Consider the following 11,618-nt stretch of genomic DNA (forward strand, 5'->3'; position numbering starts at 1 on the left):
CTTGATGAGAAGGGTATTATGATTTTCCGTCAGTCCATTTTTTGATCTCCGGATTTGGATCCGGTGATTTCGGAATGACATGGCATTTATAACCGATAATGTAGATTCCGTCAGAATTCAGTTTCTTTCCATTCCATTTGGCATTGGATTGTACATCCTGGTTATCGTAACTGTAGCTTCCGCCGAAAACGAACGGTCCTATTCCAACAGCAGCCCCCGCACTGACAGAGTTTTTAACATCCGTAAAAGCAGTACTGTTGTTTGTAAAATCAAGGCAAACGTCTTTGGCAATGATAAGCTCGGTAATGATAGAAGGCATTAACCCTTTTCCTTTTCCATCGCTGATGACATCGCCACTTAAAGTTTGAGGAGATTGTTCATGTAGTTTCCAGTATTTGGATTCAATAAAGTTTTGATTAAGCCATCCTCTTTCCACTCTTACTTTTCCAAGCTTGAAAGAGACCTTCATATTCGTATAATCTGTATTGATCTTTGTTTTTTCGTGCTTTCCGCCACCTTTTGCACCAATAGAGAAAATGCCCATGCTAAATCCTGCGGCTGCACCCCAGTTGTGAACTGATTTTGAATAATCATAATTAGATTCACCTTCTACGATGGTAACTGTGGGCCATCCTTTAGACTCTTTTAATGCATTAGCGGCAACCGGAACGGATGGTGAATAATTTGTATAGTCCAGAACCCTTGTTCTCTGACTGTTTCTGAACTCAGACTCCATCCTTTTTTTGATGACGAGCATGTTTTTCTGCTCTACCTCACTTAAATAATTTTGTATTTTCTCGACGGCTTCTTTGTATCCAAGAGATTGCCACGCTTTAAGGGATGCATCTTCTCTTTTTTTCATGTTCTTGCCATCGATCGATAATTTGGCCATTGCTTCCGCATCTCCGTTATCGGCAGCAGTTCTGATTTCATTATTGGCGTCTACGATATCGTAATATTTCATCTGATATTCTACATATTTAGAATACATCGGAGAAACGAAAGTGTGGAAGATCTCAGGTTTGTTTGTGTCGTCTATAGGTGAATTAGGATCAAAGTCTGTGTTTTTTACCTTCTTAATTTTGAAAAGCTTATCCCTTAACGTATTCAGCTTTTTTTCTACTTTTTCATCAAATTGAGTATCAACGACTACGGACCATTGCAAAAGATCTTCATATACTTTAGATACTCTTTTCTGGGAATCGTTCATAATGCTCATGATCGACATTACCCTTCCGTTGCCTGAACTGGTAAGCGGAGGAAGCTGAGAAGGAATGACATCCACCATTGCAGCAAATTGCTCCATTTGAAGATATTTTCTGAATTTACTGTTTGACAGGGCGTTCTGGTAAGCCTCCATGTCAATTTTCGGATTTCCGTTAGCATCCAGGATAGGTTCTCCTTTAGCGTCCAGCATTGGTTTTGGTGACGGGGCGTCCCCAAATAGTCCGTTGAGTGCGTAATCAAAGGTGTCTTCCGATAGAGTAATCCCTACCGGGTCAAATGAAATGAAATCATTAGGTCCCAGAGAGTCCGGGTCTCCACCATTGGTTACGGTGTCATACACTTGTTTTAAAAGCATGCTCATTAATGAGTTTGATTTTGCTTCTTGAGTTAAAGTTGGCATAATTATTAAGTTTTTGTTTTTTTGCTTACTCTTTTCGGTTTTCAGCATCCCCGGTTTGGTATGGTACAAATGTATTTTGACTCTGGGTTCAATATCTCAGTATTTTTCCTGTTTTAAGATGTGGTTTTTACTATTTTTAAAATATTAATGAATTTAATTAGTTAAAAATATAATATTGTTGAATAATTTCAATATCTATAATGGTATTTTTAATGCTTTACTATTGCTTGCATAGTTAATTTTATTGACTGTCATAAATTTTTTTAAAATATTAATGTTTTGTCAATAAAATGGCAAATGTTTTGATGGTGTAACATTACTTATCGATAAGTGCTATAAAAACTAATAATCAGATTTTTTATTAACCGTTTAAATCTTTTAAGTGATGAAACACCTACACACTAATCAGGAATTTCGCTTCAATGAAGTTCTTTTCGAGCATCGTAACAAGGAATATGGCGCTTATGTTTTGAGAAATGAGTCCGATAAAATACTAACAAAGGCACTGTTTGTAGGTGTAAGTTTGTTGGCTGCGGTTTCCATTACTCCACTGATCATTTCAGCATTTAGTAACAGCACTCCGGTACATGTGCCTGTTGATGGGCCGCCAGTAGTTATTAAACTCAAAGACCCCGCTACTCCTGAACAAACTCCACCAGTGCAGATCGTTAAACCTGTAACCCCTCCAAACACTAAACAGTATGATAGCCAGATACCAACACCAGCAGCGCATGCAATAGAGCCTGTAAAAGTTGAAAAGCCTGCCGATGCAGCTCCGGGTTTGGTTAATAATCTTGATGGGGAGTCGATCAAAAATACTTATATACCGCCGGCACCCCATATCGGAACAGGTCCTGCTGCTCCGCCGGCAAACCCACAGCCTGTACAACCTGCAAATCCCGGGAATTCTATAGTGGGTGCAGAAGCGCTTAGTGTTGAAGCTAATTTCGTAGGTGGAATCGATTCCTTCAGAAATAAAGTAATGAATAACTTTGATGGCTCCGGATTTGAGAGCGACGGAGTCGTGAAAACAACGATCACTTTTATTGTTGAAATTGATGGAACTATTTCCGGTATCAAAGCCAATGGAGGAAATGCAGATTTCAATAGTGAAGCAATCAGAACAGTAAAATCGATCAGAGGAAAATGGATTCCTGGAAAAAATAAAAAAGGTGAAGCCGTAAGAAGTTATTTCAAATTTCCGATTTCTATGAAGTTTGAATAATCTATATCAAACAAATCTTGACAGTTATCCACAAAATACTATTTTTTGTGGATAATTTTTTTTAGGGTTAATTTCCTTATTAACAATATTTTAACTCATTTTTACTTTTCATCATTCATTAAGAGCAAAGAAAAATGTGTATTTTTGAGGCTTAAAGTTCTAATAATGGGAAAAATCATAGGTATCGCTAATCAGAAAGGGGGAGTTGGAAAAACGACAACAGCTGTAAATCTTGCTGCGGCATTAGGGGTATTGGAAAAGAAAATATTAATCATCGATGCCGATCCTCAGGCTAATGCTACTTCAGGATTGGGTGTGGAAGATGTCCAGTATTCTACGTACAATCTTTTAGAACACAGTGTGGATACTGCCACTTGTATTAAAAAGACAGCAACACCAAATCTAGATATCGTACCGTCTCATATAGACCTTGTAGCAGCTGAAATTGAATTGGTAGACAAGGAAGATCGTGAGTATATGCTGAAAAAAGCATTGGAAAGCGTAAAAAATGAGTATGATTTTATCATTATTGACTGTGCTCCGAGTTTGGGATTGATTACTGTAAATGCGCTTACAGCTGCTGATTCTGTAATCATTCCGATCCAATGTGAATATTTTGCATTGGAAGGTTTAGGAAAACTTTTGAATACCATCAAAAATGTTCAAAAGATTCATAACAAAGATCTGGACATTGAAGGTTTACTTCTAACGATGTATGATAGCAGGTTAAGATTATCCAATCAGGTGGTGGAAGAAGTAAATGCACACTTCCCGGAAATGGTTTTTGAAACCATCATCAGCAGAAATGTGAGATTAAGTGAAGCACCAAGTTTCGGAGAAAGCATCCTGAATTATGATGCCGAAAGTAAAGGAGCAATTCAGTATATTCAGTTAGCAGAAGAAGTTCTGTTGAAAAATGAAAATTTAGTAAAGAATTAATTAAGAGTAAATAATAGATAATTGCAATGTGGAGCAGCTGATCTTGGTTGTAATTGTCATCATTTATCAAAAATATCTATGAAGGACAAAAAAAGAGCTATGGGACGTGGTTTGGGTGCTATTTTAAGTGCTGAATCCAAAGCTACAGTGAACTCTGCTACTGATGAGGGAGCGGATAAGTTTGTTGGAAATATCGTAGAAGTAGCGATTGAAGATATTTATCCCAACCCAACCCAGCCAAGAACTTATTTTGACGAAAAAGCACTCAATGAACTCGCTCAGTCTATAGAAAATTTAGGGGTGATCCAACCGATCACTCTTAGAAAAGAAGGCGAGAGATTTGAAATTATATCAGGGGAAAGACGTTTCAGAGCGAGTAAAATTGCCGGACTAACTTCTGTTCCTGCTTATATCCGTTTGGTAAACGATCAGGAGCTTTTAGAAATGGCTCTTGTTGAAAATATCCAGAGGGAAGATCTTGATTCTATTGAGATTGCATTGACGTATCAAAGACTTTTGGACGAAATCGGAATGACTCAGGAAAACCTTAGCCAGAGAGTAGGAAAAGACAGAAGTACGATTACCAATTCTATCAGGTTATTGAGACTAAGCCCGGATATTCAGAATGCTATCAGAAGTGGTGAGATTTCTGCAGGACATGGCCGTGCTATTATCAGTATGGAAAATGAGGAGCTACAACAAATTTTGTTTGACCTTATCATTAAAGAACAGTTGAATGTACGTCAGGCTGAACAGGCTGCTACAGCTTTAAAAAATCCAAAATCACCTGCTGCCAAAAAGGTAAAGGCTGAACTTTCCAATAACTATAAGAGAGCTCAGAAAACAATTGCTGACATTTTAGATGTAAAAGTGGAGATCAAAACCACCGGAAATGGTAAAAAAGGTAAAATTGTTCTTGACTTTAAGAATGAGGATGAATTGGAATATATTCTATCCCACATTAAATAAATGAAGAAATTATTGTTCACTTTTTTCTTGTGCCTGTATGCTGCTGCTTACTCACAAGTAAATCCTAATGATACCATTCGGGTAGAGCACTACCCGAAGGATAGTATCCCTGCCGCAAAGCCTCAAAAGTCTGAAGCTAAAGTGGTGGCTGATCTGGAAAAGGCCAACGGTCCCACAGCAAAAACATTAAAATTAAATCCAACAAAAGCGGGTTTATACTCGGCTGTTTTCCCTGGACTAGGGCAATTTTACAACAAAAAATACTGGAAAATTCCTATCGTTTGGGGTGCTGTAGGTACCGGAGTAGGAATAGCCATGTGGAATGATAAACAATACAAGAAGTACAGAGAGTACTATATTGCTAAATTGAACGGAACTCCTAATGAATTTATCGATAGTCGTCCATGGCTTGATAAAGTTGCACTGGCGAACGTTCAGGACAGAGCGAAAAGACAAAGGGACTATGCAATCGCAATTACCGGGCTGATCTATATCCTGAGTATAGTAGATGCTGTTGTAGATGCACACCTTTATGAAAGCCGCCATGACCCTGATTTAACTTTTAAACCTACAGTTATTCAGGACCAGTTTAGTATCGAACCTCCAAAGACCGGATTAAGTCTGAGTTACAGGTTCTAGATCGTAAGTAGGTATATCTAAAATAAATTACATGAAAATAGCATTAGTTGGATATGGAAAAATGGGCAAGATCATTGATGAGATTGCAACAAATAGAGGACATGAAGTAGTTGCCCGCCTTAAAGAAACTCCAACTGCTGAAAACCTTAATAATCCAGATGTTGTTATCGAGTTTTCGTTACCTGAAGTAGCTTTTAATAATATAAAAGCATGTCTGGAAAATAAAATTCCAGTGATTTGCGGTACAACAGGATGGTTAGAGAAAAAGGCTGAAGTAGAAAGAATTGCGGTGGAAAATCAGACGGCATTTTTATATGGTTCCAATTTTAGTTTAGGCGTTAATTTATTCTTTGCTTTAAATGAAAAGCTGGCTGATCTGATGAAAAATGTTAACGAATATTCTTGTCAGTTGGAAGAAATTCACCACATTCATAAACTGGATGCTCCAAGCGGAACGGCAATTTCTCTGGCCGAAGGAATATTTAGAAATAATCCCAAATTTGATGCCTGGAAGCTTGAAGAAACTCAGGGGAATCAGCTGGGTATTTTCGCTATTCGTGAAGATGAAGTTCCGGGAACGCACAGTGTCTTTTACAGGAGTGAAGTGGATGAAATTGAAATAAAGCATACCGCATTTAACAGAAACGGTTTTGCATTAGGGGCCGTAGTAGCTGCGGAATGGATTAAAGACAAGAAAGGAAACTTTACAATGAAAGATGTTTTAGGGCTTTAACTTGTAACAAATGCTCCAAATAGTAAACTAATAAAAACAGTTGCTCAACACAAATCAATAGAATAAGGCACGAAATTTATGAATTATTTTTTAACTTATACAGTATACGTTCTCATTTTATCCGTATTAATGGGGATTTCAACATGGAAGCTGTTCAAAAAATTAGGGTATAGCCCTTTATTTGCTTTTATACCTTTTTACAATTATTTTATTGTTTTAAAAGAGACCAAACACCCTAGATGGTGGGCTATTTTATCCTATTTGCCGATCGTAGGTCCGATTATGATGTCGGTTTTTCATATTTATCTTATGAAAAAGTTTGGAAAAAATCTTTTCCAGCACCAGCTTCTAACTGTTATTTTGCCGTTCATTTACATGGCTACGGTCAATTATTCTAAAGATACAGAAGTAGAAGACGAAAATGAGCTATTCCTGACGGATGAAGAGAAAAATGCCAAAAAGAAAGATTCCTTCATCGGTTCAGTGACTTTTGCTGTTGTATTTGCAACGATTATTCACGTTTTTGTAACACAACCTTTCGGTATTCCTACAGGATCAATGGAAAGAACCCTTTTAGTAGGAGATTTCCTTTTTGTAAATAAATGGAGCTATGGGTACAGGTTGCCGATGCGTCCGCTTGCAATTCCTTTCTTACAGGGAACAATCTTTGATTCCGGAGAAAAAGGAAACCCGAAGGATGATCCCAAATCTTATGTTGATGGAGTGACGCTACCTTACGCCAGAATAATGCAATTCAGCAAACCTCAGAAAAATGATGTCCTTGTTTTCAACTATCCTCAGGATTCAGTGCATACAGCTATTGACAGGAAAGACCCTTATGTAAAAAGATGTGTGGCAACTGCCGGCGATACTTTTGAAATGAGAGCTGGAAGACTTTTTGTAAACGGAAAACCAGAAACGGTGTTAGGGGATCAGGAAGTTCAGCACGCATATACAGTTAACACAGGTACTCAATTGGATATTCCAGGATTATACAATACGTATGGATTCTTACCGGTACGGGAAATGCAGACGGATAAAGGATTTGTATACATGTTCCAGGGATTAACCGATAAAACGGCTAAAGAGATCAAAGCATTGCCGAACGTAATTGATATGGAAGAAAGTATTTTTCCTAAAGACTCAGCTACGGTTCAGCACAAGCTTAACGCCGACAGAACGGCTTACACAAAAAGTATCGATACCACTCAATCTATATTTCCTATCAATAAGCCTTGGAATCAGGACTGGTACGGACCTCTTAGAATACCTAAGAAAGGTGATGTGGTCGCAATTAATAAAGAAACGCTTCCGATGTATCAGTGGATTATTTCGGAGTATGAACACAATAGCCTGGAAAATAAAGACGGAAAAATTTTAATCAATGGTAAGGAAGCCAATCAGTATACAATACAACAGGATTATTATATGATGGTTGGAGATAACAGAGATGCTTCACTTGATGCAAGATTCTTTGGTTTTGTTCCTGAAGAAAATATTGTAGGAAAGCCAATGTTTACATGGATGAGTCTGCAAGGTGTTTTCAAAGATGCCAGCTCTACATATCAGGCGCCTTTCAAGATCCGTTGGGAGAGAATGTTTAAAGCTACAAATACAGGAGAAGCCAATAAAACTTCATACTGGTGGATTGCAGCGATGATTCTTATTCTATTCTTCGGATGGGACTATTTTGTTAAACTATTCAGAAAGAAAAAAACTGAGGAGGATTTATAAAGTAAAATAAATTTTAAAATAGAATGAAGTATTTGAAAAAATACTTCATTTTTGTATTATGAATATGAAGAATGTATTATTACCGGTGTTTTATTTACCACCGATTTCCTGGTTTTCAGTGTTTTTAGATCCTGAAAATGAGGTTACTTTTGAACAATTCGAAAATTTTCCCAAACAGACGTACCGAAACCGGGCGAATATTTATGGGGCAAACGGAAAACTTTCTTTGATCATCCCGATCAGTCATACGGGTAAAAGACAATTCAAAGAAATAGAGATCTCCAACAGGGAAGATTGGAGAAAGCTCCACTGGAAATCTATCAAGACAGCTTATCAAAGTTCTCCTTATTTCGAATTTTATGAAGATAAACTGATCAGATTATTTGAATTAAAAGAAAACTATCTTTTGGATTTCAATCTTAAAGGTTTAGAGATCATACAACAAATCCTAAAAACGGAAAAGGCATACTCTTTGAATGAAGAGTATATCAAAAATCCTGAAGAAGTAAATTTCAGAGAAAAATTTTCTGCAAAATTTGCTTCCGAATATAAAATGGATGATTACTATCAGACATTTTCTGATAAAATGGGATTTTTAAGTGATCTGTCAATTTTGGACCTTATTTGTAACAAAGGGCCTGAATCTTTGACTTATATAAAAAATATTAAACAATCATACTAGTATGAAAAAGGTATTATTAGCTGCTGTCTTTTTAGCAGGCTTTAATTCTGCTTTTGCACAGGAAGCACAGGCGAAGAGCGTTGACCCGAAAGAAAATAAAGATTTAATGACCTGGTACCATAAAGATTTTGGAACAACCAAAGTATATGGTGTCAATACAGAAAATGCATATAAATATTTAGAATCTAAAGGTCTGAAGCCTAAGACTGTTGTTGTAGGTGTTCTGGACAGTGGAGTGCAGGTGGATCATCCGGGACTGATCAAAAATATCTGGTCAAACCCGAATGAAGTTCCGGGTAACGGAAAAGATGATGACGGTAATGGCTATATCGATGATGTTCACGGATGGAATTTTATCGGAGGAAAGAATGGTGATGTAGACGTGGATAATATGGAGGTGACAAGGGTCGTAGCTAAATATAAGCCTGTATTCGAAGGAGATGATTCTACTAAGAATAAAGCCAATCAAGCTAAAATGCCTGAAGAGTTTGCCATGTATATGAAGGCTAAAGAACTTTTCACAAAGAAAAGTGTTGAAGCTAAGCAAAGTCTCCAGCAATACACAATGATCAATGATCTGATTCCGAACATGATTAAATTGTTAGGAGGGAAATCAGTGACTTCTGAAAATATTGCTGCTATAAAGGCTCCAACAGAACAAAAAGATGCAATTGCACTTAATATTCTGACTCAGGTTGCCCATAGTCCTGAATTTGCAGGGAAATCTTCTGCAGATTTCGAAACTTCAATGAAGAAAGAAATGAAAGGCGCTATCGATCATTTTGCTCCTGCAGCAAAACAATATGATCTAAGCTATGATACAAGAGCCGAAATTGTTGGAGATAACTATGATGATTATTCTCAAAAAAATTACGGTAATAATCATTATCAGGGGCCTGATGCAGAACACGGGACTCACGTTGCGGGTATTATTGCTGGATTACCTCAGGGGAAAGAAGTTCAGTACGGGGTAGCTTCAAGAGTAGCAAAAATTATGTCCGTGAGAACTGTTCCTAATGGAGATGAGAGAGATAAGGATGTTGCTAACGCCATCAGATATGCTGTAGATAATGGAGCTAAAGTATTAAATATGAGCTTTGGAAAACCAGTGTCTCCCGGTAAAAATGTTGTTTGGGATGCATTCAAATATGCCGAAGATAAAGGAGTTCTCCTTGTAAAGGCAGCCGGAAATGAAAATGAAGATGTTGCTGAGCATCTTGCATATCCTACCAACTTTAAAAATATTACAGACGAAAAACCTTTCGTAAATAACGTGATTGTTGTTGGAGCAAGTACTAATAGAAACAATGAGTTGAGAGCGAGCTTCTCTAACTTTAACAAGAAAATGGTAAATGTTTTTGCTCCGGGTGAAGAGATTTATTCTACGGTTCCAACGAGTGAATATGAATATCTTCAGGGAACTTCAATGGCATCACCTGTTGTTGCCGGTGCTGCTGCGGTTTTATTAGCGTATATGCCTAATTTAAGACCTGACCAGATTATTGAAGCTCTTGTAAAGTCAAGTAATCCAAGTACGGAAAATGGATTTGCCGACCTTTCTCAAGCCGGAGGTGTTATCGATCTAAAGAAGGCTGCTGAATATGCTTATACTAACTTCTATAACGGTAAGGCATCAGCTGTAAAAAAGGCTACGAAATCCGTAAAAAAGGCCGTTAAAAAATAATATATTTCACTGTATTACAGTGTATGTGATAAAAAGTCCGAATTTTTCGGACTTTTTTGTTTTTATTTTTCAATTTTGGCACGGTTTTTTGTAACTTTAATGTAACAAAAAATAAACGACAAAATGAAAAAGTTACTACTTGCAGGAATGTTGGGAACATCACTTTTTGCAGTGTCTTGTTCCTCAGTGAAAAATGCACAAACATCACAAAACCAAAAATCTGATTTTTTAAAGATTAAAGGAGATTGGGAGATTGTTAGTATCGATTATGATAAAGGATTTAAAATTAAACCGTTTGATGAAGGAGCAGATGCACAATGTTTCGTAGGAAGTCATTGGAGATTGATTCCCAATAACTACACAGGATCTTATACCTTAAATGGAGGTGGAAGTTGCCCTAGCATTACACAGCCAATTAAATTTGAAGTTAAAGGTGGAAATACTTTTATGTTTAAGAAAATTGCTGAAGGAACAAAAGCTAAACAAAATACGGTTGGTTATTCTTTAAATTTGATCAACCAATCTACAGATCAGTTTTCACTTGAACAAAACGTTCCATTTGATGGAAGCACAGTGAGAGTGGTATACAATTTCCAAAGAACTGGAATGAAATAATTTATAACAAGAAAAAATTAAAAAGATGAAATTTAATAAAACATATATCGCAGGTATTTTCCTATCATCAACTTTATTATTGACAAGTTGTGAAGCAGTTCAGAATTCTAACCACCAGCAAAGAGGTACAGCAGTAGGTGTTGCATCGGGAGCTGTACTTGGAGGTATCTTAGGTAATAACGTAGGTAAAGGAGGAAACGGAGCATTAGGAGCAGTATTGGGAGGTATTATTGGAGGTGTTGCAGGTAATGTTATCGGTAACAAAATGGATAAGCAGGCTAAAGAAATTAAAGAAACTTTACCTGGTGCTGAAGTAGAAAGAGTAGGAGATGGTATTAAAGTGACGATGAACGAAAGTATAGTAAACTTTGCATTCGATTCATCTAACCTTACCTCTGTAGCTCAGACCAACCTTGATAAATTAGCTCAGGTATTGGCCAATAACCCTGACACGAACATCAATATCTATGGACACACAGATAGCGTTGGTAAAGATGCTTATAATATGGCCCTTTCTCAGAGAAGAGCAGATGCGGTTAAAGCATATTTAGCAGGTAAAGGAATCGCTTCAGGAAGAATGTTTACGAAAGGAGAAGGTAAAAATATGCCTGTAGCTAGCAATGATACGGAAGAAGGAAGAGCAAAAAACAGAAGGGTAGAGTTTGCCATTACAGCCAATGAAAAAATGATTAATGAAGCCAAACAAGGCAAGTAATTAATTTAATATATAAATATTTTCTTAAAAGACCGCCACGGCGGTTTTTTTTGTAC

11 protein-coding genes are annotated in these 11,618 nt (G+C 37.0%); 10 read left to right on the forward strand and 1 reads right to left on the reverse strand.

What is annotated here, in order from left to right:
* Positions 1–16 precede the first annotated feature (16 nt).
* Positions 17–1,627, reverse strand: coding sequence for a hypothetical protein (locus MTQ00_RS21335; RefSeq protein ID WP_172276639.1), 1,611 nt, complete (start codon positions 1,625–1,627; stop codon positions 17–19).
* 385 nt (positions 1,628–2,012) lie between these two features.
* Here MTQ00_RS21335 and MTQ00_RS21340 point away from each other — a divergent pair, with 385 nt between their 5' ends.
* The 10 genes from MTQ00_RS21340 (at position 2,013) to MTQ00_RS21385 (ending at position 11,562) form a co-directional block, all read left to right on the forward strand.
* Complete coding sequence (locus MTQ00_RS21340; RefSeq protein ID WP_273650919.1) at positions 2,013–2,852, forward strand: energy transducer TonB; 840 nt, start codon at positions 2,013–2,015, stop codon at positions 2,850–2,852.
* Positions 2,853–3,017: 165 nt separating this feature from the next.
* On the forward strand, positions 3,018–3,791 hold the full coding sequence (locus MTQ00_RS21345; protein WP_172276645.1) for a ParA family protein: 774 nt from the start codon (positions 3,018–3,020) through the stop codon (positions 3,789–3,791).
* Positions 3,792–3,869: 78 nt separating this feature from the next.
* The gene (locus MTQ00_RS21350; protein WP_172276648.1) at positions 3,870–4,760 is read left to right on the forward strand and encodes a ParB/RepB/Spo0J family partition protein; all 891 of its coding nucleotides are present in this window, start codon (positions 3,870–3,872) and stop codon (positions 4,758–4,760) included.
* Entirely contained in the window at positions 4,761–5,399 is a 639-nt protein-coding gene (locus tag MTQ00_RS21355) for a DUF5683 domain-containing protein (RefSeq protein ID WP_172276651.1), read from the forward strand.
* A 31-nt stretch (positions 5,400–5,430) separates the two neighbouring features.
* Positions 5,431–6,132, forward strand: coding sequence for a 4-hydroxy-tetrahydrodipicolinate reductase (dapB, locus tag MTQ00_RS21360; RefSeq protein WP_172276654.1), 702 nt, complete (start codon positions 5,431–5,433; stop codon positions 6,130–6,132).
* A gap of 78 nt (positions 6,133–6,210) precedes the next feature.
* A complete protein-coding gene (gene lepB / locus MTQ00_RS21365; RefSeq protein ID WP_273650920.1) occupies positions 6,211–7,866 on the forward strand; it encodes a signal peptidase I in 1,656 nt (551 codons plus the stop codon).
* A gap of 58 nt (positions 7,867–7,924) precedes the next feature.
* A complete protein-coding gene (locus MTQ00_RS21370) occupies positions 7,925–8,548 on the forward strand; it encodes a WbqC family protein (RefSeq protein ID WP_373428002.1) in 624 nt (207 codons plus the stop codon).
* A gap of 1 nt (position 8,549) precedes the next feature.
* Positions 8,550–10,232: a S8 family serine peptidase gene (locus MTQ00_RS21375; protein WP_172276663.1), complete on the forward strand. Its 1,683-nt coding sequence runs from the start codon at positions 8,550–8,552 to the stop codon at positions 10,230–10,232.
* A 123-nt stretch (positions 10,233–10,355) separates the two neighbouring features.
* Positions 10,356–10,847 (forward strand): lipocalin family protein, encoded by a 492-nt coding sequence (locus MTQ00_RS21380; protein WP_172276686.1) that lies wholly within the window; start codon positions 10,356–10,358, stop codon positions 10,845–10,847.
* A gap of 25 nt (positions 10,848–10,872) precedes the next feature.
* Positions 10,873–11,562, forward strand: coding sequence for an OmpA family protein (locus MTQ00_RS21385; protein WP_172276689.1), 690 nt, complete (start codon positions 10,873–10,875; stop codon positions 11,560–11,562).
* Positions 11,563–11,618: the final 56 nt, after the last annotated feature.

The sequence above is a fragment of the Chryseobacterium sp. B21-037 genome (assembly GCF_028570785.1).
GTDB lineage: Bacteria > Bacteroidota > Bacteroidia > Flavobacteriales > Weeksellaceae > Chryseobacterium > Chryseobacterium proteolyticum.